This is a genomic window from Pseudomonas sp. MDT1-17, from assembly GCF_054898105.1.
In genome coordinates, this window is sequence record NZ_JBUBVM010000001.1 from 673968 (window position 1) to 697621 (window position 23654).

Sequence of the window (23654 nt, forward strand, 5' to 3'; positions counted from 1 at the left end):
GAACGAACTCCTGAAGTAGGTCGCGTGCTTATCCTTGCGCGCGACACCATTGCGCTGGATCACTCGGGTGACCCTGCTGACGAATAGCGAAATACAGCGCTGGTGTGTCCTGCCCGCCACTGCTACCCACAGTGGAGATGGACTCACCGGCTTTAACCACGTCACCCGCAGACTTGAGCAGCGTCTGGTTGTGACCATAAAGACTCAAAAAACCGTTGCCATGGTCGAGGATCACCAGCAGCCCGGCACCTCGCAACCAGTCGGCGAAGACCACGCGACCGCCATGCACGGCGTGCACCTGGCTGCCGGCGGAGGCGCTGATCATCACGCCGTCCCACTTGGTGCGGGCGTCGTCGCCACGGGTTTCGCCAAAGCGTGCCAGCAGTCGACCATCAACCGGCCAAGGAAGTTTTCCCCGAGTTGAAGCGAAAGGGCCGCCAAAGGTCTCGCCGGAGCTTGATACCAGAACGCCGGACGTCGATTTAACGGATTTTCGTGGGGCGTCAGTGGCGTCTGCGTCTGCTTCAGCCTGAGCCTCACGTAAACGCTTTTTTTCGGCTTCCTGCTGGGCGATCAGCGCTTTTTGCCGCGCTTCCTCTGCCTCACGGGCCTGGCGGGCCAAGGTTTCTTCAATGGTTTTAAGGACTTTAGACAGGTCTGCCTGATCCTGCTCGCGGGCTGCCAGTTTCTGATCGCGGGCCTTCACGTCGTCGCTGAGCTTGGCCAGGACTTGCTGGCGCTCCTTGCGGACTTTGTCGAGTTCATCGCGCTGGCTGTCGAGGCTGCTTTTCTGCACCAGCAATTGCGCCTGTTGCATGGCGATGTCTTTTTCGACATTGGCCAGTTGGCGCAGGGTTTCGTTGAAATTCTTCAACTGTTCCAGGCGGGCCTGGCTCAGGTAATCGTAATAGGTGAGGGTGCGGGCGAATTTTTCCGGGTTCTGCTGGTTGAGCAACAGCTTCAAGTACTCCTGACGGCCGTTCTGATAGGCCGCGCGGGCCTGAATGGCGATCAGTCGCTGCTGTTCAATGCGCGCGCTCTGGAGTTTTTTTTTCTCGGCATCGAGTCGCTGCAGCTCGGATTCGCTTTTCTTCAGCTCTTTTTGCAGGGCTTCGACCTGCTTCTCAAGCTTGCCCATCTCGGTCTCGGTGCCTTTGAGGTCTTTTTGCACACCGGATTTTTCTTCCTGGAGTTTGCCCAGCAGTTTTTTCAGCTCGGCAATATCCTGACGCGTGGCGTCCAACTGTTGTTGGGTTTGCGCGCGCTCGTCAGCAAAGGCCGGTTGGAGCAGGCAAGTCAGAGCAAGGGCTATCAGGACGCGAAGCATAGAGGCGGGCGACACCAGGGAAAGGGACGGCCTAGTATGCCCGCCAAGCGCTGCAAAAAAAACGCCCAATTGGGGCTGTGTGATAACCGGCCTGAAAAACACCGAAAACCAATGTGGGAGCGAGCCTGCTCGCGATGGCATCCTGACATTCAACAGGGATGTTGGCTGTCAGATTGCTTTCGCGAGCAGGCTCGCTCCCACAGGGTTTGGCGGCGTTTGAGCGGTCGGATTACACCAGAATCGACGTGCCCGTCATCTCGGTCGGTTTTTCCAGGTCCATCAACATCAGCATGGTCGGTGCCACATCCGCCAGCACGCCGCCGTCGCGAACCTTGAAGTCACGCTTGCCGACATAGATGAACGGCACCGGTTCGGTGGTGTGGGCGGTATGCGCCTGGCCGGTGGATTCGTCGGCCATTTGCTCGACGTTGCCGTGGTCGGCAGTGATCAGCGCTTCGCCGCCGACTTTTTCCAGCGCGTCGACGATGCGGCCGACACACAGGTCCAGGCATTCAACAGCTTTGACGGCTGCGTCGAACACGCCGCTGTGGCCGACCATGTCGCCGTTGGCGTAGTTGACTACGATCACGTCGTAACGCTGGTTTTCGATGGCTTCGACGATGCGGTCGGTGACTTCCGGGGCGCTCATCTCAGGCTGCAAGTCATAGGTGGCGACTTTCGGCGACGGGATCAGGATGCGCTCTTCGCCCGGGAACGGTTCTTCGCGGCCGCCGGAGAAGAAGAAGGTCACGTGGGCATACTTCTCGGTTTCGGCGATGCGCAGCTGGGTCTTGCCGTTTTTCGCCAGGTAGTCGCCCAGCACGTTGTCCAGACTGCCTGCGGCGAAGGCCGAAGGCGCGGGAATGCTGGCGGCGTATTGGGTCAGCATGACGAAGCCGGCCAGTTTTGGCTGGCGGGCACGTTCGAATTCCTTGAAATCGTCTTCAACGAACACGCGGGTCAGTTCACGGGCGCGGTCGGCGCGGAAGTTCATGAACACCACGGCGTCGCCGTCTTCGACTTTCACCGGCTCACCGATGGAGGTGGCTTTGACGAATTCGTCGCTCTCGCCACGTTCGTACGCAGCTTGCAGACCTTCCTGAGCGGTGGCGGCGTTGAATTCGCCGTTGCCATCGACAATCAGGTTGTAGGCCTGGGACACGCGGTCCCAGCGGTTGTCGCGGTCCATGGCGAAGTAACGGCCGACAATGCTGGCGATCCGGCCTTTTCCGAGTGCCTGGAACGCAGCGTCCAGCAGTTCGATGGAGGACTGAGCGCTTTTCGGCGGCGTGTCGCGGCCATCAAGGAAGGCGTGCAGGTAGATTTTTTCGGCGCCGCGCTTGAAAGCCAGTTCGGCCATGGCAACCAAGTGATCCTGGTGACTGTGAACGCCGCCCTCGGACAGCAGGCCCATGAAGTGCACGGCTTTGCCGGCAGCGACGGCTTTATCCACAGCGGCGCAAATAGTCGGGTTTTCGAAAAACTCGCCATCGCGGATCGATTTGGTCACGCGCGTGAAGTCCTGATACACCACGCGGCCAGCGCCGAGGTTCATGTGGCCGACTTCGGAGTTGCCCATCTGGCCATCTGGCAGGCCGACGTCCATGCCGCTGCCCGAGATCAGGCCGTTTGGCACGGTAGCGGTCAGGCGGTCCAGCACGGGCTTCCTGGCCGCATAGATGGCATTGGATTCAGGGCTCTCGCTGTGACCGAAGCCGTCGAGAATAATCAGGACCAGAGGTTTAGGCGTAGTAGTCATGGATTCCACTCGTGGCTGAGTTAAAAGAGGGCGATGGAAAAGGGAGTGGCAGTTTAAAGCTAAGTTCCGGTGCCGTCACCGCCGGACGGGGTTTGGCGCACCATATGGGCTGTGTATACTGGCCCACTTTTAACGCCCTGGAACCACCTTAAATGCTTGATCACCTGATTGCATTTGCCACTACCCACTATTTGCTGGCCGGTATTTTCGTTGTTCTGCTGGCTCTGCTGATCGCCCATGAGATGAAAGGCGGCGGCCGCAGCCTGAGCACCGGTGAACTGACCGGGCTGGTCAACAAGGACGCAGGCGTGGTGATCGACATCCGTCCGATCAAGGATTTCACCGCTGGTCACATTGTTGGCGCGTTGAACATTCCTCACGACAAACTGACCGCTCGCGTCGGCGAACTGGAAAAGCACAAGGCCAAGACCATCATCCTGGTCGATGCCATGGGCCAGACTGCCGGCACTCATGCCCGCGAACTGATGAAATCCGGCTTCACCGCCGCCAAGCTCTCCGGCGGGATTTCCAGCTGGAAAGGCGACAACCTGCCGCTGGTAAAGTGAGATGAGCAACGTCGTCGTCTATTCCAGCGATTACTGCCCTTACTGCTCGCGAGCCAAGTACCTGCTCGAGAACAAAGGCGTGGCCTTCGAAGAGATCAAGGTCGATGGCAAGCCTCAGGTGCGCGCCGCCATGGCCCAGAAGGCCGGACGTACGTCCGTGCCGCAGATCTGGATCGGCGAGCGCCACATCGGTGGCTGTGATGATTTGTTTGCCCTTGAGCGCGCCGGCAAGCTCGACGCCATGCTCAAGGCCTGAACGCCTTCCCTTTAAGACCCCAAGATCAGAAAGGATCTGAGATGACTGACCAACAGAACACTGCAGCTAGCGAAGAAGAAACCGCACCGCAATTCTCCTTGCAGCGCATCTACGTACGTGACTTGTCCTTCGAAGCCCCGAAAAGCCCGGCGATCTTCCGCCAGCAGTGGGAACCGAGCGTCGGTCTGGATCTGAACACCCGTCAAAAGGCCTTGGAGGGCGACTTCCACGAAGTCGTGCTGACCCTGTCCGTCACCGTGAAGAACGGCGACGAAGTGGCGTTCATTGCTGAAGTGCAACAGGCCGGGATCTTCCTGATCAAGAACCTCGACGACGCTTCGATGAGCCACACCCTCGGCGCGTTCTGCCCGAACATCCTGTTCCCGTACGCTCGCGAGACCCTGGACAGCCTGGTGACCCGCGGTTCGTTCCCGGCCCTGATGCTGGCTCCGGTGAACTTTGACGCGCTGTACGCACAGGAACTGCAACGCATGCAGGCGGCGGGCGAGACTGCAACCGTTCAATAAGCGGTCCTGAGTCAAAGCAAGTCCAATGTGGGATCGGGCTTGCTCGCGAAAGCGGTGTAACAGTCAACGATGATGTTGAATGTTATGGCCCCTTCGCGAGCAAGCCCGCTCCCACATTTGTTATGTGTGTTACTTGAACCCGAGCTGACGCCAGCCTTCATACACGGCAACCGCCACGGTGTTTGACAGGTTCAGGCTGCGGCAGCCCTCACGCATCGGCAGGCGCAGACGCTGTTCACTGGGCAGGGCATCGAGTACTTCCGCCGGCAAACCACGGCTTTCCGGGCCGAACAGAAACGCATCGCCCTCGGCGAAGCTGGCATCGTGGAACGGTCGCGAGCCCTTGGTGGTGAAGGCGAACAGCCGAGGATGGCCGAGGCTTTCCAGGCAGCTGGCGAGGTCTGCGTGGCGTTGCAGGGTGGCATACTCGTGGTAATCGAGGCCGGCCCGGCGCAGGCGCTTGTCGTCCATCTCGAAGCCCAGCGGTTCGATCAAATGCAGGTGGCAGCCACTGTTGGCGCACAGCCTGATAACGTTGCCGGTATTCGGCGGAATTTCTGGTTGGAAAAGGATGACGTGAAACATGCACGGCTCCGAAGGTAAAGATGAGCAGCATTCTACGCCGCAAGCGGATCCGCGTTCGAAACTATTCCCGCGAGTGATGGCTTCGCTGGCGATTGTCGGGGTAATGGTGGGGCTGATGATCGGTCGCCTGACCACCCCCGACCCCAGCGAATTGCAGCAAGTGGAAGTGACGAACGATGGGCTGGTGGTGTGGTTCAACAACGAACCCAAGGCTCACGGCGAGTTCGTGGACGGTAGCCTCGCGCTGCTCTTTGAGGCTGAAGGCAAGTCGCAGAAAGGTCAGCTCAAAATCAACGACAAGAGCGTGAACTGGCGCGTGCGTTTGAGTGATGGGGGGTTGTTGCTGACGGTGGTGGCGGCCCGGCCACTGCAGGGCGAGTGGGCCGGTAGCGAGGTCGATGACCGCTGGCGGCTGGAGATCCATCTCCGAGAGCAATAAAAGAGGGAATCCCCGGCCTGCCTGTACCAAGGTCCCCGAAACTGGGTAGTGAATCGAATCACTGAATGGACTATTGCAGGGGGCGTGCCAGGTTTTAACAAGTTGAAACAGAATGTCGCGCTGAAACGTCGAAAGCCCCGTATTCCGGGGCTTTCGTGTTTTTAAAGAATGGGTTCTATTGCAGAAGCAGGCGGGGTTTCGAATCAGTTGTCGTGCGCGATTGCGGGTCACGGTGCATTGGTGCGGTGCACTGAGCCCTAAATGTGGGAGCGGGCTTGCTCGCGAAAGCGGTGTTTCATTCAACATCGATGTGAGTGTGATGACGCCTTCGCGAGCAAGCCCGCTCCCACATTAGACCGAGTGCTTAACCCTCATCCCCCTCATCATCATCCCCACCATCAACCTTCATCCCCAATTCCTTGATCTTGCGCGTCAGGGTATTACGCCCCCAGCCCAGCAAAACGGCAGCATCGCGGCGGCGGCCTGCGGTGTGTTTGAGGGCGGTCTCGATCATGATCCGCTCGAAGGCCGGCACGGCGCTGTCGAGCAGGTTCGACTGACCACGGGCCAGCGCCTGATCAGCCCACTGGCGTAGCGCTTGCTCCCAGTTGGTCACCGGTGCTGAATCCTGTGGCAGGTTCAGCAGCTCCGGCGGCAGGTCGCTGATGTGCACTTCGCGACCCGAAGCCATCACCGTGATCCAGCGGCAGGTGTTTTCCAGCTGACGCACGTTCCCGCCCCACGGCAGGTTCTTCAGGTATTCCTCGGTTTCGCTTTTCAGCAGCTTCGGCTCCACCGCCAGTTCTTGCGCGGCGCGGGCGAGGAAGTGCTTGGCCAGGGTCGGGATGTCTTCGCGACGGTCCGACAGCCGTGGAATATGGATGCGGATCACGTTGAGGCGGTGGAACAAGTCCTCACGGAATTTCCCGGCGTGCACCAGGGTTTCCAGATTCTGGTGAGTCGCGGCGATGATTCGCACATCGACCTTCACCGGCACATGGCCGCCGACACGGTAGAACTCGCCGTCGGCCAACACCCGCAGCAAGCGGGTCTGGGTGTCTGCCGGCATGTCGCCGATTTCATCGAGGAACAGCGTGCCGCCGTCAGCCTGTTCAAAACGCCCGCGACGCAGGTTGGCCGCGCCGGTGAACGCGCCTTTCTCATGGCCGAACAGCTCGGATTCCATCAGGTCTTTCGGGATCGCCGCCATGTTCAGCGCAATGAACGGCGAAGCCGCGCGCGGGCTGTGACGGTGCAGGGCGTGGGCCACAAGCTCTTTACCGGTACCGGATTCGCCGTTGATCAGCACGGTGATGTTGGAGTGGCTCAAGCGCCCGATGGCGCGAAACACTTCCTGCATCGCCGGCGCTTCGCCGATGATTTCCGGGGTACGGGTCAGGGCGACCGGGACTTCCAGGCCTTGCTGTTCCTGAGCGTGCTGGTTTGCACGTTTGACCAGTGACACCGCTTCATCAACGTCGAACGGTTTTGGCAGGTATTCAAACGCGCCGCCCTGATAGGACGCGACAGCGCTGTCCAGATCGGAGTGAGCGGTCATGATGATGACCGGCAGCCGTGGGTGTTGTTCGCGAATCCGTGCCAGAAGGTCCAGACCGCTGGCACCCGGCATGCGGATGTCGGAGATGATCACGTCCGGCTGCTGGCGCGCCAGGCGGCTCATCACGCCATCGGCGCTGTCGAAGCTTTGCGTGGTCATGCCTTCTTGCTGCAAGGCTTTTTCCAGGACCCAACGGATAGAACGGTCGTCATCGACGATCCACACGGTTTCACTACGGCTCATGTCGATGTGGCTCCTTGTTCCAGTGGCAGAAAGATCGAGAAGGTGGTGTGGCCTGGATGGCTGTCACATTCGATCAGGCCCTGGTGCTGGCTGATGATGTTCTGGGTTATGGCCAGGCCCAGCCCAGTACCGTCCGGGCGGCCGCTGACCATGGGAAAGAAGATGGTTTCCTGCAACTCCGCGGGAATGCCCGGGCCGTTGTCGATGATTTCGATCTTGGTCACCAGGCGATGACGCACGTGGCCGATGGTGAACTGGCGCATGGCGCGGGTACGCAGGCTGATGCGGCCAAGGCGCAGCTCGTTCTGGCTGCTGATGGCCTGCATCGCGTTGCGCACAATGTTCAGCACGGCCTGAATCATTTGTTCGCGGTCGATCAACACGTCGGGAATGCTGGGGTCGTAGTCGCGCACCAATGTAATGCAGCCCTGACTTTCGGCTTCCACCAGATGACAGACGCGTTCGAGCACTTCGTGGACGTTGCACATCGCCAGCGACGGCAGTTTGTTGGAGCCAAGCATGCGATCGACCAGGTTGCGAAGGCGGTCGGCCTCTTCAATGATCACGTTGGTGTAGTCGCGCAGGCTTTCTTCCGGCAGTTCGCGCGCCAGCAGTTGTGCCGCTCCGCGAATCCCGCCCAGTGGATTCTTGATTTCGTGAGCGAGGCCGCGCACCAGCATCTTGCTGGTTTCCTGCTTCGACAGCTGCGCTTCTTCCTTGGTGATTCGCAGCAAGCGGTCACGAGGATGGACTTCCAGCAGCAGCATGGTGGCGCCGTTGGCCAGGATCGGCGTGACCGCATAGTCGACGGTCAGGGTCTGGCCGGTGAGGGCGGTGAGCATCGCTTCGCGTTTGGTGAACGGGTGTGCCTGCTCGACCGCCTGGCGCAGTGAGTTCAGCGCCTCGGTGGATTCGGTGAACAACTCGCTGATGAACTGCCCATGGCTACGCTGACCGCTGATGGCCAGGAGCATCTCCGCTGCCGGGTTCATGTACTCGAGGCGCAGTTCGGCGTCGAGCAGAATGGTGGCGGTGGTCAGGTTGTCGAGTAGCAAGCGGTGTAGTGCGTCGCTAATGGTCATCAGGACCTCTTTTGGAGCAGGGCATTGCGCATGAATAACGCGCGTATACGAGGAAAATGCAAAAACCAAACCAAGGCTCCTAAAAGAAGCGTTTAAGGCCTGAAACGGGCGTTTGACGCGCGTTTGCGTGGCGTTCTGCCAGCTTTGGCGGGTACTTTCGAACCAAAATGGGTTGCGATGTGGGAACGGTGCAGCCTATTGCACCAATATAGTGCGCAAAGCTGAACAGCGTTAGAAGAAACGCAGGAAGGGATTTCTGGGCTCGATGGGTTTGTCTTTGAGCGGGCATTCCGGCCGTTGGCCGTAATCGGCAAGGGCGCAGGGTCTGACCTGGCGCTTTTGCGCGAGGGAGATGCGCAGCATGTGGAACGGCTGGTTGGCTGTGCGTTCAACGATGCGACTCTGCTCGTCGAGGATTTCCACTGAGAGGTTATGGCTGCCGCGATCGATGTTGCTCAGGGCGAATACCGGACTTGGGCCGGGCTCTGCGGTGGGTTGGCCGTCGAGAAGCAATCGGTAACGATGGCCTCGCTGAAGACCGGGTTCGCTGGTGACGCTGACGATAATCTCGCCAGCGTTGCTGCGCACTGTTGCGTCGGGTTCCGGCACCAGTACGCGGAGCATGTCGTAGTGGAAAAGCGGTTTGGCTTCGTTTTTCTTCGCGGCTGTCATGGGCGCAGCCCCGGTTGGGTTGGCGTACATGCGATTGCTCGTCGCCATCGGCACGCGCTTGGCGTTGCCGGCGCCTGGCTGATCGGTGTAGACCCGATTGCCCTGGGCGTCGACATAGGTGAAAACCTCAGCAGTCACCGGCAGGGCGATCAAACAGGCGATCAGCAACCACACCCTCACGGCTTATGTACCCGTTGTACGGTAAACGTCACTGTCGGGCTCTGCTGGACGATGCTCTCGCCATCAATCACCTGTACCGCCAGTCTGTGTTCGCCACGATCGATGTTCACCAGTTGCAGGATCGGCACGTTGCTGGACTGTCCGTAAAGTTGTTCATCAAGCAGCAACCTGAACAGATGCGGCGGTTGAAGGCGCGGTTTGATCATGACGCTGACCGTGAACGTGCCGTTGTTGGCGCGCAGGGCTTCGTCGGTGGGCAGGCTGGTCAACTCCAGCACCTCGTAGGCACTGCGCGGCTGTTCGTGGTTGCTGGCTTCGGCAGCGGGCGCAGGAGGTGGCTGGCTTTCGACTCTGTTGAGCGCAGGCAATTCGACCGGTTGAGCTTTAACGCCATCGGGCGGTTGATTGCTGTAGGCGGTGTTGCCGTCGGCGTCGATGTACTTATAGATCTGCGCTGCGGCGGGCAGGGCGATCAGCAGCAGGATGAATAGAAAACCACGACCCATAAAATCAACCAGAAACGAAAACGTTGAGGTGCAGCATAGGTCAGGGGTGGCGATTGACCCAAGTTGTAAACATTTGGGCATGAATTGCCGAAATCCCTCAAACACCGCATAACCCTGTGGGAGCGCTTACTGAACCGCGCCCACAAAAAAGGCCTCCCGAAGGAGGCCTCTTTTTTGTCACGCCGCTTGCGCAGGCGCTACTGGATCAGCAGCTGTAGTACAGCTCGTATTCCAGTGGGTGTACGAAGGTGCGAACCTTGATTTCTTCTTCGCTTTTCAGGGCGATGTAAGCGTCGATGAAATCGTCGCTGAAAACGCCGCCTTTGGTCAGGAACGCACGACCTTTGTCCAGCTCTTCCAGGGCTTCTTTCAGGCTGCCGCAAACTTGTGGGATCTCTTTCGCCTCTTCAGGCGGCAGGTCGTACAGGTTTTTGTCAGCTGCGTCGCCAGGGTGAGTCTTGTTCTGGATGCCGTCCAGGCCAGCCATTACCAAGGCAGCGAAGGCCAGGTACGGGTTGGCTGCCGGATCCGGGAAGCGGGCTTCGATACGGCGAGCGCGAGGGCTGGACACGTAAGGAATACGGATCGAAGCGGAACGGTTGCGAGCCGAGTAGGCCAGCATTACCGGAGCTTCGAAACCTGGGACCAGACGCTTGTAGGAGTTGGTCGACGGGTTGGTGAAGCCGTTCAGGGCCTTACCGTGCTTGATGATGCCGCCGATGAAGTACAGAGCGGTGTCGGACAGGCCGGCATAGCCTTCGCCAGCGAAGGTGTTCTTGCCATCTTTGGCGATGGACAGGTGAACGTGCATACCCGAACCGTTGTCGCCGTACAGAGGCTTAGGCATGAAGGTCGCGGTGCGGCCGTAAGCGACAGCAACGTTGTGCACGCAGTACTTCAGGGTCTGAACTTCGTCAGCCTTGGCAACCAGGGTGTTGAACTTCACACCGATTTCGTTCTGACCGGCAGTTGCCACTTCGTGGTGGTGAACTTCGATGACCAGACCCATTTCTTCCATGGCGTTGCACATGGAGGTACGGATTTCGTGGTCGTGGTCGAACGGTGGAACCGGGAAGTAACCGCCTTTGATACCTGGGCGGTGGCCATGGTTGCCGCCTTCGATGTCCTGGTCGGACATCCAGGAACCTTGTTCGGAGAAGATTTTGAACATCGAACCGGAGATGTCGGACTTGAACTTCACCTGGTCGAAGATGAAGAACTCAGGCTCCGGGCCAACGAATACGGTATCGCCGATACCGGTCGATTTCAGGTATTCCTCGGCACGCTTGGCGATCGCACGTGGGTCGCGATCGTAGCCTTGCATGGTCGACGGCTCGATAACGTCGCAAACGATGATCAGCGTTGGGTCTTCGGTGAACGGGTCGAGTACGGCAGTGCTGTCGTCCGGCAGCAGGATCATGTCGGAAGCTTCGATGCCTTTCCAGCCAGCAATGGAGGAACCGTCGAACATTTTGCCTTCTTCGAAGAAAGCGTCATCCAGCGCGTCGCGAGCCGGCATGGTCACGTGGTGCTGAGTGCCTTTGGTGTCAGTGAAGCGCAGATCAATCCACTTGACGTCATGATCTTTGATGAGTTGAACCGACTTCGACATAGTGTCCTCCGGGTGGCTTCGGGCTTAAGTAGTGGATGCCCTTAGAATGTGGGTGATGCCGGCGCGAATACTCTGCCAAGGCAACCTGCCTCACAAGGGAGCAAATTGCATGCCAGTGCCCCACCATGGGTTTTTTGCCCCAATATCACGCTTATAAAGGAACAAAGCACCGCAGCGCCGGAAATAGCGCCCCGTAATGTAGCGTTAAATTCAGCAGATGACCTGTTTTGGTGCGCGCAAAACCTTCTGCACATTAACTGGTTAAACCTTGAGCAATTTCCGCTATAATCCGCGCCCCCCTTTTTCGGCTGGCCCAGCGCGCGCTGTTTTCATGAAACTAATCGTAAAAGTCTTCCCCGAGATCACCATCAAGAGCCGCCCGGTAAGGATGCGTTTCATCCGCCAGTTGGCCAAAAACATCCGTACCGTGCTCCGCGACCTGGACCCGGCTGTGGTGGTGAACGGTGTGTGGGACAATCTCGAGCTGGAAACCCGCGTCAGCGAGCCCAAAGCCCTGAAGGAGATGACCGAGCGCCTGAGCTGCATGCCGGGTATCGCGCACTTCCTGCAGGTCGACGAATACCCGCTGGGCGACTTCGACGACATCGTCGCCAAGTGCAAGCAGCACTTTGGTGATGCGTTGGCCGGGAAGATCTTTTCGGTGCGTTGCAAGCGTGCCGGCAAGCACGAATTCAGCTCGATGGACGTCGAGAAATACGTCGGCAGCCAACTGCGCCGTCAGTGCGGCGCCGCCGGAATTTCGCTGAAAGAGCCGGAAATCGAAGTTCGTCTCGAAATTCGCGACAAACGGTTGTTTGTGATCCACAGCCAGCACAACAGCATCGGCGGTTATCCGCTGGGTGCCCTGGAACAGACGCTTGTGCTGATGTCTGGCGGTTTCGATTCCACCGTCGCCGCTTACCAGATCATGCGCCGCGGGCTGATGAGTCATTTTTGCTTCTTCAATCTGGGCGGACGGGCCCATGAACTGGGCGTTATGGAAGTCGCGCACTTCATCTGGAAGAAGTACGGCAGCTCCCAGCGCGTGTTATTTGTGAGTGTGCCGTTCGAGGAAGTACTGGGAGAAATTCTCGGTAAAGTCGATAACAGTCATATGGGTGTGGTTTTGAAGCGTATGATGTTGCGCGCCGCTTCCCGTATTGCCGATCGGCTGGACATTGATGCGCTGGTCACCGGCGAAGCGGTTTCCCAGGTGTCGAGTCAGACGCTGCCGAACCTGTCCGTGATCGACTGCGTGACCGACAAGCTGGTCCTGCGTCCGCTGATCGCCAGTCACAAGCAGGACATCATCGACCTGGCCAACGAAATCGGTACTGCTGACTTCGCCAAGCACATGCCGGAATACTGCGGGGTCATCTCGGTGAACCCCAAGACCCACGCCAAGCGTCCACGCGTGGAGTACGAAGAACAACAGTTCGACATGGCAGTGCTTGAGCGTGCGCTCGAGAACGCCAAACTGGTGCCGATCGATCGCGTGATCGACGAATTGGGCCAGGATGTGCAGATTGAAGAAGTCAGCGAAGCGCTGGCCGGTCAGATCGTTATCGACATCCGTCACCCGGATGCCGCTGAAGATGACCCGCTGGGCTTGGCTGGCATCGAGGTACAAGCGATGCCGTTTTATGCTTTGAACGCTCGTTTCAAGGAACTGGACCCTACTCGCCAGTACCTGCTGTATTGCGACAAAGGCGTGATGAGTCGCCTGCATGCCCACCATTTGCTCAGTGAGGGGCATGCCAATGTGCGCGTTTATCGACCGAGCTAAGAGCCCGGGGCTGTATGCCTGTGGCCTGCGTCACCGGCCCCCCGACTCTGCCGTCAAGCTGTAACGGCAAGGCCTGACTCTACTGTTAATCGCTGCCACGACCTGTCAGCACACCGAATCCTCTGATCGAGATACACAAGTGATCGAAAATCTACGTAACATCGCCATCATTGCTCACGTTGACCATGGTAAGACCACCCTGGTAGACAAACTCTTGCGTCAATCCGGCACCCTGGAGCGCAACGAGCTCAACGACGAGCGCGTGATGGACTCCAACGACCAGGAGAAAGAGCGCGGTATTACCATTCTGGCGAAAAACACCGCCATCAACTGGAACGGCTACCACATCAACATCGTGGACACCCCGGGCCACGCCGACTTCGGCGGCGAAGTTGAACGCGTTATGTCGATGGTTGACTCCGTTCTGCTGCTGGTTGACGCTCAAGACGGCCCTATGCCGCAAACCCGTTTCGTGACCAAGAAGGCTTTCGAAGCCGGCCTGCGTCCAATCGTGGTCATCAACAAGGTTGACCGTCCAGGCGCGCGTCCGGACTGGGTTCTGGACCAGATCTTCGACCTGTTCGACAACCTCGGTGCTACCGAAGAACAGCTGGACTTCAAAGTTGTATACGCCTCGGCCCTGAACGGCATTGCCGGTCTGGAACACACCGACATGGCTGAAGACATGACCCCGCTGTACCAGTCGATCGTCGACAACGTACCAGCACCGAAAGTTGACCGTGACGGCCCGTTCCAGATGCAAATCTCGGCACTGGACTACAACAGCTTCCTGGGCATCATCGGCGTTGGCCGTATCGCTCGTGGTCGCATCAAGCCGAACACCCAGGTTGTGGCGATCGATGCCGACGGCAAGCGCCGTAACGGCCGTATCCTGAAGCTGATGGGTCACCACGGTCTGCACCGCGTTGACGTTGAAGAAGCAGCTGCCGGCGACATCGTCTGCATCAGCGGCTTCGATTCGCTGTTCATCTCCGACACTCTGTGCGACCCACTGAACGTCGAAGCGATGAAGCCGCTGACCGTTGACGAACCAACCGTTTCGATGACCTTCCAGGTTAACGACTCGCCGTTCTGCGGTCGTGAAGGCAAGTTCGTCACCAGCCGTAACATCAAGGAACGTCTGGACAAAGAACTGCTCTACAACGTTGCCCTGCGCGTTGAAGAAGGCGACACCGCCGACAAGTTCAAAGTCTCCGGCCGTGGTGAGCTGCACCTCTCGGTACTGATCGAAACCATGCGTCGCGAAGGCTTCGAAATGGGTGTTGGTCGTCCGGAAGTGATCATCCGCATGGTTGACGGCGTGAAGCACGAACCGTACGAAAACGTGACCATCGACCTGCCGGAAGAATCGCAAGGTTCGATCATGGAACAGATCGGTATCCGTAAAGGCGACCTGACCAACATGGTTCCGGATGGCAAGGGCCGTGTGCGCCTTGAGTACAACATCCCGGCACGTGGCTTGATCGGTTTCCGTAACGAGTTCCTGACCCTGACCTCCGGTGCAGGCATCCTGACCTCGATCTTCGACCGTTACGACGTGATGAAGTCCGGCGACATGTCCGGCCGTCAGAACGGCGTGCTGGTTTCGGTGGCTACCGGTAAGGCGCTGACTTACTCGCTGGAAACCCTGCAAGCTCGCGGCAAACTGTTCCTGGGTCACGGTGAAGACGTGTACGAAGGTCAAATCGTCGGTATCAACAGCCGCGACAACGACCTGGGCGTCAACCCAACTAAAGGCAAGAAGCTCGACAACATGCGTGCTTCGGGTAAAGACGAAACCATCGCTCTGGTTCCGCCTATCCGCTTCACCCTGGAGCAGGCTCTGGAATTCGTTCAAGAAGACGAATTGTGCGAAGTCACTCCTAAGTCCATCCGTCTTCGCAAGAAGATCCTGGGCGAAAGCGAGCGTACCCGCGCTGCCAAGAAAGCCGGTAACTGAGTTTCGACTTAGTTAGCAGCTAAAAAAACGCCCCCGACCGCAAGGTCGGGGGCGTTTTTGTTTGTCTGGGGTTTGTGCGGTGTTTGTGCCGGCCCCTTCGCGAGCAGGCTCGCTCCCACAGGGGAACGCATTTCAATGTGGGAGTGAGCCTGCTCGCGAAGGAGCCCGGTCATCCAGCGAGATTTTGGATCAGAACTTCTCGAGCGTCCGACGGCTGGCACTGCTCTCACGCGCCACTTCTTTCGGCTTGTAAGCGCAATACCCCGGCCGAGGCCCGATTTTCGGGTGGTTGCGGCAAGTATCCGGGCGCTTTTCATAAATAGTGCACAGACGGCTCTTACGATCCAGGTACAAGCAATCGTTGTTGCTCATGCGCTGAAGGGTGAAGATCTCGGACTTCTGGTTGTAACGCTCGACGATGCCTTCCTTCTGCAGACGCTTGGCGATGTTCTTTGGCGGCTCGCCGCGCTCGAATTCATCGACGATGCCGATACGGATCAGATCCTTGATCTTGACCTCGACCGGCAGGGTGCAGCAGCTGGAAACGCATGAACCGCACATCGGGGCGGAGTACTTGGCCCAGGTGTCGAGGCGGTCGATCTCCGCAGCGGCGATCAGGTTGGACTTCATCATCGGTTGTTACCAGCGTGCATCAGGGCGCGCGATCATACCGGGACTGGTGGATTTTTGAACAACCTTTCGCCAGATTTTTTCGTATGCCGCCCAATAACACCGATAACCCGGCACGCCCCCTGCATTCTTTCCGGTGCGCGACAAGGTAATGTCGATCTATCTCACACTAACGGGAAAAACTGCCGAACCAGAGTTCCAACGGCCTGTCAGACCGTCTAGGCTCAACAACTCCACGCTCGCTCGAGGTCCTATCGATGACTCAAGAACCACTTGTTCGCGAAGCAGAGGTGGCCGCATTCCGCGACGCCGTCTTGACCAAACTCACCTACGCGGTGGGCAAAGACCCGGATCACGCCTTCGACCACGACTGGTTCGAAGCCATTGCCCTGGCGGCGCGCGATCATATGGTCGAGCACTGGATGGACCACACCCGGCAGATCTACCGCAAAGGGCAAAAGCGGGTTTACTACCTCTCCCTCGAATTTTTGATCGGCCGTCTGCTCTACGACAGCCTGAGCAACCTCGGCCTGCTTGACGTGGCCCGCGAGGCCCTGACTGAGCTCGGCGTCGACCTTGAACGCATCCGCCTGCTGGAACCCGACGCAGCGCTGGGCAACGGCGGCCTCGGTCGCCTGGCCGCGTGCTTCATGGAAAGCATGTCGACACTCGGCATTGCCGGCCACGGTTACGGCATTCGTTACGAACATGGCTTGTTCCGCCAGGCCATCGTTGACGGCTGGCAGCAGGAACAGACCGAACACTGGCTGGATTTCGGTAACCCTTGGGAGTTCGAACGGCCAGAGGTCGTTTACCCGATCGGCTTCGGCGGCAGTGTCGAAACGATCGCTGACGAGACCGGCAAAACCAAGCAAGTCTGGACACCTGTGGAAACCGTTCGCGCGATTGCTTATGACACGCCGGTCGTCGGCTGGCGCGGGGCGAGCGTCAACACGCTGCGCTTGTGGCGCGCCCGGGCCATGGAAGATTTGCACCTGGAACGCTTCAACGCCGGTGACCACTTGGGCGCCGTGGCAGAAGTCGCCCGGGCCGAAAGTATTTCCCGGGTGCTCTACCCGGCCGACAGCACTGAAGCGGGCCAGGAACTGCGACTGCGTCAGGAGTATTTCTTCGTTGCCGCGTCCTTGCAGGACTTGCTGCGCCGTCATCGCAACATGCACGCCTCGGTTTTAACCCTGGGCGATCATGCCGCGATCCAGCTCAACGACACCCATCCCTCGATTGCCGTGGCCGAACTGATGCGTCAGCTGGTCGATGTTTACGACGTTGCGTGGGATGCGGCGTGGCAAGTCACCGTCGACACGCTTTCGTACACCAACCACACGCTGCTGCCGGAAGCGCTGGAAACCTGGCCGGTCGGTTTGATGGAGCGGATGCTGCCGCGGCACATGCAGATCATTTATTTGATCAATGCCCAGCACATCGATTCGTTGCGAGCCAAAGGTATTCACGACTTCGACGTGCTGCGCGCGGTGTCGCTGATCGAGGAAGACAACGGCCGCCGTGTGCGCATGGGTAATCTCGCGTTCCTCGGTTCCCATAGCGTCAACGGCGTGTCCGGCCTGCATACGCAGCTGATGCGCAAAACGGTGTTTTCCGAACTGCACAAACTCTACCCGGACCGGATCAACAACAAGACCAACGGCATCACCTTCCGCCGCTGGCTTTACCAGGCCAACCCGGAGCTGACCTCGATGATGGTCGACGCCCTCGGCCCGGATCTGCTGGACAACGCCGAAGAGCGTTTGCTCGAGCTGGAACCGTTCGCCGAGAAGCCTGCGTTCCGCAAGGCGTTCGCCGAGCAGCGCCTGCACAGCAAAAAAGCCCTGGCGTACATCATTCATGAACGCCTGGGGGTCGCGGTCAACCCGGCAGCGATGTTCGACGTACAGGTCAAACGGATCCACGAATACAAGCGTCAGTTGCTCAACCTGTTGCACACCGTCGCGCTGTATCAGGCCATTCGCGCCGAGCCGGAAATCGATTGGGTGCCGCGAGTGAAGATCTTCGCCGGCAAGGCCGCGGCCAGTTATCACCAGGCCAAGCTGATCATCAAATTGACCAACGACATCGCCCGGGTGGTGAACAACGACCCGACCGTGCGCGGTTTGCTGAAAGTGGTGTTCTTGCCCAACTACAACGTCAGTCTGGCGGAAAGCATCATCCCGGCAGCGGATTTGTCGGAGCAGATTTCCACCGCAGGCTTCGAGGCCTCGGGCACCAGCAACATGAAGTTCGGCCTCAACGGTGCGCTGACCATCGGCACCATGGACGGGGCCAACGTCGAAATGAGCGAACGCATCGGCGTCGAACACATGTTCATCTTCGGCCTCAGCGCTCAGCAGGTTGAAGCGCGCAAGCAGAACCATGAGTTCAATGCGACGCCGGATATTGCGGCCTCCCACCGTTTGAATGATGTGCTGCAAGCGATACGTGGCGGGGTGTTCTCGCCGGATGATCCGTCCCGTTACGCAGGATTGATCGATTCGCTGATCGACTATGACCGCTTCCTGGTCTGCGCCGATTTCGACTCTTACTGGGACGCGCAGATGCGGGTTGAAGCCCATTGGCACGATGCGAACGAATGGTGGCGTTCAGCGGTGTTGAGCACTTCCCGGATGGGCTGGTTCTCCTCCGACCGGACGATTCGCGAGTACGCCACGGAGATCTGGAAAGCGCTGGAGTAAGCCTTCGTTCGGGTCGATATACTGGCGCCCCGGAAAAGATCGCAGCCTTCGGCAGCTCCTACAGTCAGCGTTCACCTAACATTGGGTAAACGCGGTCGGTGTAGGAGCTGCCGAAGGCTGCGATCTTTGCTGTACGGGCTGCGCTAATCTTCTTGGGTTGGCCACTGCGCTTAGGGATATCGACAATGCAATGGATGTTCATGCTGATTGGGCTGGTGCTGGGTTGGATACTCGACGAGTCGTTCAGCGATGCGCTACTGGGCGGGCTGCTCGGGTTGGGTATTGGCCAGGCCATTCGCATCGGCCGCCTGGATTCACAAACGGTCGAGCAGCGCCGGCTGCTTGAACAGGTGCAGGTGGCGCTGAGTGTGGTCGAGCAGCGTTTGGCATTGCTCGAGCTGTCAGGCGTCAAAGCGCCGCAAACCAGTGAACCAGTTGCCAGCGAAGCTGCTGCACCTCCTGAATTCATTCTCGACGAAATCCCTGTTGAGGCCCCGGGGCTGATCTGGGAACTCCCTCCCGAATTAGAACCGATTATTGCTGCGGCCCCTGAAACCAGTCGCCCGCTTCCTGCCGATCCCTGGAAACCCGAGCCCGTCGCCCGCGAGCCGCAACAGCCTGCCATCCCCCGCGGTCCGAATGTCATCGAGCGTGCCATCCGCGGCGCCCGCAACTGGCTGTTCGGCGGCAACACCGTGCTACGGGTCGGTGTGGTGCTGTTGTTTCTCGGTCTTGCGTTCCTGCTGCGTTACGCCACCGAAGGCATGATGGTGCCGATCGAGTTGCGTTACGCCGGTGTCGCGGCGGCTGCGTTGGGCCTGCTCGGCCTGGGTTGGTGGCTGCGACTGCGCAACAGCCATTACGCGTTGATGTTGCAGGGCACCGGGATCGCGGTGTTGTACCTGACCGTGTTTGCCGCAATGCGCCTGCATCCGTTGCTCGATCCGACTGCGGCGTTAGGCCTGCTGGTCGCGGTGACGGTGTTCTCGGCAATTCTCGCCATCACCCAGGACGCTCTGGGCCTCGCCGCCGCTGCGGCACTCGGCGGTTTCGCGGCGCCGATCCTGACCTCCACCGGCGCCGGCAACCATGTCGCGCTGTTCAGCTACTTCGCCTTGCTCAACGCCGGCATCCTCGCCATCGCCTGGTTCAAGGCCTGGCGGCTGCTCAACTTGATCGGCTTCGTCGGCACCTTCGGCATCGGTTTCGCCTGGGGCTTGCGTTCCTATACGCCGGAACTGTTGTGGAGCACCGAACCGTTCCTGATTGTGTTTTTCCTGATGTACCTGGCCATCGGTCTGCTGTTCGCGCGGCGCAAGTTGCTGGAAATGAGCGATGCGCCCGAGGATGACAGCCGCGAGGCGCTGCTGCGCTGGTCGACTCGAAAGGGTGATTACGTCGACGGCACGATGCTGTTCGGTCCGCCGTTGGTGGGCTTCGGTTTGCAGTTCGCTCTGGTTCAGCATCTCGAGTTTGCCGCCGCCTTCAGCGCGTTGGCGTTGGGCATGATTTACATGGGCCTGGCACGGTTGCTGATGGGCGGACGCGCGTTGCTGCTGGCGGAAACCTGCCTGGCACTGGGGGTGATCTTCGCCAGCCTGGCCATTCCGTTGGGCCTCGATGCGCGCTGGACCTCCGCCGCCTGGGCGGTGGAAGGCGCGGGGATCTTCTGGCTCGGCCTGCGTCAGCAACGGCCGCTGGCCCGAGCTTTTGCCTTGCTGCTGCAATTGGGCTCTGCCCTGGCCTTCCTCAGTGAACTGCGGATCGGCGACAGCAGCCTGCTCGACGGTGCGCCGCTCGGCGCGTTGATGCTCGGCGTGGCGTTGTTGTTCAGCTTCTATCAATTGCGCAAAGCCTTGCCTGAACAGGCTTCGCAGTGGGAGCGCAAAGGGCTGCCCGTATTGGCCTGTCTCGGTCTGACCTTTCTCTATCTGCTGGCACCGTTGTTCTTCTTGACTCACGGTACGGCGATCAGTTGGGCGCTGGCGGGGTTGGCGACCTTGTTCGTCGGCCTGCGTCTGCAATCGCGCACCTTCCTGTTCACTGCGTTCGCCGTGCAGTTGCTCGGCGGTGCGTTGTTCCTGCTGCGGCTGCAAGGGGCGAGCGGTGAGTCCGCCGCTGTGCTCAGTGCCGGCTGGAGCGGCCTTCTGAGCGCGTCGTTGATCGGCCTGGCGCTGATCGCCGGCATGTTGTTGGCGGCTCGCGATCAGATGGTCCGAAGTGACGCGCGATTGCTGCGCGGCTTGTCGGTGGTGCTGCTGGCCGGTCTGGTGTTGATCAATCTGGCGGTGCTGTTCGTCCTGCCATGGCAAACGGCGAGTGCGGTTTGGGCGGCCAGCGGTCTGTTTATCATCTGGCTGAGTCTGTACCTGAAGCAGCGCGTGAGTTTTGTCTTCGGTTTGCTGTTGCAGGTGATTGGCGGCGCGGCGTTCCTGATGGCCGGGCCTGATGTGCTCGGACCGCTTGCGAGCGAAGGATTGAAGCCTCTGGCTCATAGCGGCTTCTGGACGCCGCTGGTGTTGGGCTTGGCCGCAATGGTCGGAGCCTGGCGCTTGCAGCTCGGCAACCATGCCACGGCGTTCGACGTGCTGAGCTTGCAGCGTTTGTCCGACGTGCTGCTGGTGTGGGGCGCGGGTTGGTGGGCGCTGGCGTGGGTCAGTGAAGTGCTGCGCTTCGCACCGTTGAATCTGCAAGCGACGTTGTTACTGGCGGTCGCGGCGGTGAGTGTGGCGCTGTGGACGGTGTTGGCGTTGCGCTTGAAATGGTCGGTGCTGGGCTTGCTCTGCACCTTGCTGGTGCCTGCCGCCGGTTTGGTGTTACTGGCTGCGTGGCACTCGCGTTATCACCCGGCGGCCAACGTCGGCTGGCTGGCATGGGCGGCCGTGTTCGTTGTGCATTTCATCTCCTTGCGACGTCTGGCGCCGATGTTGCCGACGCGCGCTCTCAGTTCCGCCCACGTGCTCGGTTGCTGGCTGTTGATCGGTGTGTTGGCCCTGGAGCTGCGTTACGGCCTGTTGCTGCTGTCCGAGCAGTACAACGCCTGGCGCTGGTTGGGTTGGGCAATTTTGCCGAGCCTCTATTTGGTACTCGCGGCGGCAACCCGTGCCTGGCCATGGCCGGTGTCGGCATATCCGCGCGAATACCGTGTGTACGCGGCGGCACCGCTGGCGTTGCTGATGCTCGGCTGGTTCTGGCTGGCGAACGTTGTCAGCGACGGCACCGCCGAGCCGCTGCCTTACGTGCCGCTGATCAACCCGCTGGAGTTGGGTCTGCTGTTTGCGCTGTTCGGCGTTTACGCCTGGTCCCGCAGCACCGTGACGCAACTGGCGATTCGCAATGACTATGCCGAACACGCCACGCAACTGATCGCTGGTGCCTCGCTGTTTGTGTTCTTCACTGCACTGGTGATGCGCACGGCCCACCATTGGGGCGGTGTGCCGTTCGAGCTGGAGGCGTTGCTCGAATCCATGCGGGTGCAGGCCGGTCTGTCTATCGTCTGGACCTTGATGGCCCTGAGTCTGATGATTGGCGGTCATCTGCGTCATCGCCGCGAAGTCTGGCTGATCGGTGCGGCGCTGATCGGTGTGGTGGTGGCCAAACTGTTCTTTGTCGAATTGAGTAACCGCGGCGGGCTGGCGCGGATCGTCTCGTTTATCGGCGTTGGCGTGTTGCTGTTGGTGGTGGGCTATTTCGCCCCGTTGCCGCCCAAGCGCTTTGATGCTGTAGCGGAGGCTGAAAAACCGGCCCCGGAAACCGAAGGAGTGTCGTTTTGAGTCAGAAGCTGAACCTGGGCTGGTTGGGCGCTGTGGCGCTGGGGGTGGCGCTGTCGGCCAGTGCTCAGGAAAAACCGGCGGACTTCGCCACCCAAGTGCCCTTGTCCGTGAGCGGCGAAGGTCCGTGGTATCGCCTCGAGTTGCCCTTGAGCGTGCAGTTGAATGCGCGGCAAACCGATCTCAGCGATGTGCGCGTGTTCAATGCCGCCGGTGAGGCTCAGGCTTATTCCTTGACCCGCGCGCCAGCGCAAACCAGCGAGAACCGCACCCTCACCGACGTGAAATGGTTCCCGTTGTACAATTCGGCGGACTCCACCGAACACGCACCGAGCGTGCGGGTGCAATCGAATGCCAACGGCACGCTGGTCGAAGTGCAGCCGTCCAGTCAGCTGGAAGCGGGCGAAGAAATGCTGCGCGGCTGGTTGCTCGATGCCAGCAGCATCAAAGCACCGTTGCAGCAGTTGATCCTCGACTGGACCAGCGAACGCGACGGCTTTCAGCGTTTCACCCTCGAAGCCAGCGACGACTTGCAGCACTGGCAGTCCTGGGGCGAAGGTCAGGTGGCACGCCTGACGTTTGCCGATGAACGGGTCGAGCAGCATGAAGTCGCTCTGCCGGGACAATCGGCCCGTTATCTGCGCTTGCTATGGAACACGCCGCAATCGGCCCCGACGTTGACCTCGGCGCAACTGCAAAGCGCCAAGACCCGCAGCCTGCCGCTACCGCTTGTCTGGTCGCAACCGCTGGCTGGCAGCAGCGTGAAGGCGGGTGAATACACTTGGCAATTACCCATGGGGCTGAATGTCGAGCGCTTGCAAGTCGAGTTGAGCCAGCACAACAGTTTGGCGCCAGTCACCTTGTCCGGTCGTCGGGAAAGCAGCCTGCCGTGGCAGCCGCTGAGCAGCGGTTTGCTCTACCGCCTGACCCAGAGTGGCCAGGACGTGGTGCAGAACGAATTGCAGCTGTCAGGGCAAACCGTGCAGCAGTTGAAACTGACGGTGGACGAACGCGGCGGCGGCCTGGGTGCCGAGGCACCGACTGTGCGGTTCGCCGTGCGCTCCACTCAATTGGTGTTCCTGGCGCGCGGAGCGGGGCCTTATACGCTCGCGCTGGGAAGTGCCACGGTGAAGGCGGCGAGCCTGCCGCTGTCGACGTTGATTCCGGATTACAGCGCTGCAAAGTTGGCGACGTTGGGCAAGGCTGCCGTGGAGGGTGGGGCGGTGGTCACGCCTGCGCCGACAGTGACAACGGCTGCTGCGACTGACACAAACTGGAAGAAGTTCGGGTTGTGGGCGGTGTTGCTGCTCAGCGTTTTGTTTCTGGGTGCGATGGCGTTCAGTCTGTTGCGCAAGCCGCCGGTCAACCCTTGAAGGTGGCAGCAACTCCCTGTGCACATCCGGGCGGTTTCGAACTACGCTAAACCGGGCGCATGAACTCTATTGGGTGTAACACGTCTGATAGGAGGAAATGCGCCCCGACTCGCGT

General features: G+C 59.7%; 18 protein-coding genes. 9 read left to right on the forward strand and 9 right to left on the reverse strand.

Annotation, left to right across the window (positions count from 1 at the left end; all coding sequences use genetic code 11):
• Positions 1 to 28: 28 nt before the first annotated feature.
• Together ACYZTX_RS03025 and gpmI are read right to left on the reverse strand one after the other, a co-directional pair.
• Complete coding sequence (locus ACYZTX_RS03025) at positions 29 to 1327, reverse strand: murein hydrolase activator EnvC family protein (RefSeq protein WP_462032892.1); 1299 nt, start codon at positions 1325 to 1327, stop codon at positions 29 to 31.
• A 229-nt stretch (positions 1328 to 1556) separates the two neighbouring features.
• Positions 1557 to 3086 (reverse strand): 2,3-bisphosphoglycerate-independent phosphoglycerate mutase, encoded by a 1530-nt coding sequence (gpmI, locus tag ACYZTX_RS03030; protein ID WP_462032893.1) that lies wholly within the window; start codon positions 3084 to 3086, stop codon positions 1557 to 1559.
• 152 nt (positions 3087 to 3238) lie between these two features.
• On the opposite strand from gpmI, the gene ACYZTX_RS03035 reads away from it, so the two are divergent.
• Genes ACYZTX_RS03035 through secB form a run of 3 tightly spaced genes read left to right on the forward strand, consistent with a single transcriptional unit; the run spans position 3239 to position 4435 of the window.
• Positions 3239 to 3652 carry a rhodanese-like domain-containing protein gene (locus tag ACYZTX_RS03035; protein WP_462032894.1) on the forward strand — a complete coding sequence of 138 codons (414 nt, stop codon included), beginning with the start codon at positions 3239 to 3241 and terminating at the stop codon, positions 3650 to 3652.
• Between the two features lies 1 nt (position 3653).
• Positions 3654 to 3908 (forward strand): glutaredoxin 3, encoded by a 255-nt coding sequence (gene grxC / locus ACYZTX_RS03040; RefSeq protein WP_010464569.1) that lies wholly within the window; start codon positions 3654 to 3656, stop codon positions 3906 to 3908.
• 41 nt (positions 3909 to 3949) lie between these two features.
• Complete coding sequence (gene secB / locus ACYZTX_RS03045; protein ID WP_462032895.1) at positions 3950 to 4435, forward strand: protein-export chaperone SecB; 486 nt, start codon at positions 3950 to 3952, stop codon at positions 4433 to 4435.
• A 129-nt stretch (positions 4436 to 4564) separates the two neighbouring features.
• Here the strand turns inward: secB and ACYZTX_RS03050 are convergent, their stop codons facing one another.
• The gene (locus tag ACYZTX_RS03050) at positions 4565 to 5020 is read right to left on the reverse strand and encodes a tRNA (cytidine(34)-2'-O)-methyltransferase (protein ID WP_008068783.1); all 456 of its coding nucleotides are present in this window, start codon (positions 5018 to 5020) and stop codon (positions 4565 to 4567) included.
• On the opposite strand from ACYZTX_RS03050, the gene ACYZTX_RS03055 reads away from it, so the two are divergent.
• Positions 5019 to 5459 carry a hypothetical protein gene (locus tag ACYZTX_RS03055; RefSeq protein WP_462032896.1) on the forward strand — a complete coding sequence of 147 codons (441 nt, stop codon included), beginning with the start codon at positions 5019 to 5021 and terminating at the stop codon, positions 5457 to 5459. The two genes, ACYZTX_RS03050 and ACYZTX_RS03055, sit on opposite strands and share 2 nt — an antisense overlap.
• 364 nt (positions 5460 to 5823) lie before the next feature.
• Here the strand turns inward: ACYZTX_RS03055 and ntrC are convergent, their stop codons facing one another.
• The 5 genes from ntrC to glnA all read right to left on the reverse strand — a co-directional run bounded on the left by ntrC (position 5824) and on the right by glnA (position 11312).
• A complete protein-coding gene (ntrC, locus tag ACYZTX_RS03060) occupies positions 5824 to 7260 on the reverse strand; it encodes a nitrogen regulation protein NR(I) (protein ID WP_462032897.1) in 1437 nt (478 codons plus the stop codon).
• Positions 7257 to 8342 carry a nitrogen regulation protein NR(II) gene (glnL, locus tag ACYZTX_RS03065; protein WP_008024908.1) on the reverse strand — a complete coding sequence of 362 codons (1086 nt, stop codon included), beginning with the start codon at positions 8340 to 8342 and terminating at the stop codon, positions 7257 to 7259. Before glnL ends, ntrC begins: the two co-directional genes overlap by 4 nt.
• Before the next feature lie 231 nt (positions 8343 to 8573).
• Complete coding sequence (locus ACYZTX_RS03070) at positions 8574 to 9194, reverse strand: DUF4124 domain-containing protein (protein WP_462032898.1); 621 nt, start codon at positions 9192 to 9194, stop codon at positions 8574 to 8576.
• The gene (locus ACYZTX_RS03075; RefSeq protein ID WP_462032899.1) at positions 9191 to 9700 is read right to left on the reverse strand and encodes a DUF4124 domain-containing protein; all 510 of its coding nucleotides are present in this window, start codon (positions 9698 to 9700) and stop codon (positions 9191 to 9193) included. The genes ACYZTX_RS03070 and ACYZTX_RS03075 overlap by 4 nt, the downstream gene beginning before the upstream one ends.
• A 205-nt stretch (positions 9701 to 9905) precedes the next feature.
• Positions 9906 to 11312 (reverse strand): type I glutamate--ammonia ligase, encoded by a 1407-nt coding sequence (glnA, locus tag ACYZTX_RS03080; RefSeq protein ID WP_462032900.1) that lies wholly within the window; start codon positions 11310 to 11312, stop codon positions 9906 to 9908.
• A 331-nt stretch (positions 11313 to 11643) separates the two neighbouring features.
• Here glnA and thiI point away from each other — a divergent pair, with 331 nt between their 5' ends.
• Positions 11644 to 13098, forward strand: a complete 1455-nt coding sequence (thiI, locus tag ACYZTX_RS03085) for a tRNA uracil 4-sulfurtransferase ThiI (protein ID WP_462032901.1) — start codon at positions 11644 to 11646, stop codon at positions 13096 to 13098.
• Between the two features lie 139 nt (positions 13099 to 13237).
• Positions 13238 to 15058 (forward strand): translational GTPase TypA, encoded by a 1821-nt coding sequence (typA, locus tag ACYZTX_RS03090; RefSeq protein ID WP_462032902.1) that lies wholly within the window; start codon positions 13238 to 13240, stop codon positions 15056 to 15058.
• A 189-nt stretch (positions 15059 to 15247) separates the two neighbouring features.
• Here typA and ACYZTX_RS03095 read toward each other — a convergent pair whose 3' ends face one another.
• Positions 15248 to 15691: a YkgJ family cysteine cluster protein gene (locus ACYZTX_RS03095; protein ID WP_083375245.1), complete on the reverse strand. Its 444-nt coding sequence runs from the start codon at positions 15689 to 15691 to the stop codon at positions 15248 to 15250.
• Positions 15692 to 15945: 254 nt separating this feature from the next.
• Here ACYZTX_RS03095 and ACYZTX_RS03100 point away from each other — a divergent pair, with 254 nt between their 5' ends.
• From ACYZTX_RS03100 to ACYZTX_RS03110, 3 genes are all read left to right on the forward strand, one after another.
• On the forward strand, positions 15946 to 18396 hold the full coding sequence (locus ACYZTX_RS03100) for a glycogen/starch/alpha-glucan phosphorylase (RefSeq protein WP_462032903.1): 2451 nt from the start codon (positions 15946 to 15948) through the stop codon (positions 18394 to 18396).
• 185 nt (positions 18397 to 18581) lie between these two features.
• Entirely contained in the window at positions 18582 to 22169 is a 3588-nt protein-coding gene (locus tag ACYZTX_RS03105) for a DUF2339 domain-containing protein (protein ID WP_462032904.1), read from the forward strand.
• Positions 22166 to 23539 (forward strand): DUF3999 domain-containing protein, encoded by a 1374-nt coding sequence (locus tag ACYZTX_RS03110; RefSeq protein ID WP_462032905.1) that lies wholly within the window; start codon positions 22166 to 22168, stop codon positions 23537 to 23539. Before ACYZTX_RS03105 ends, ACYZTX_RS03110 begins: the two co-directional genes overlap by 4 nt.
• The last annotated feature ends 115 nt before the right edge of the window (positions 23540 to 23654 follow it).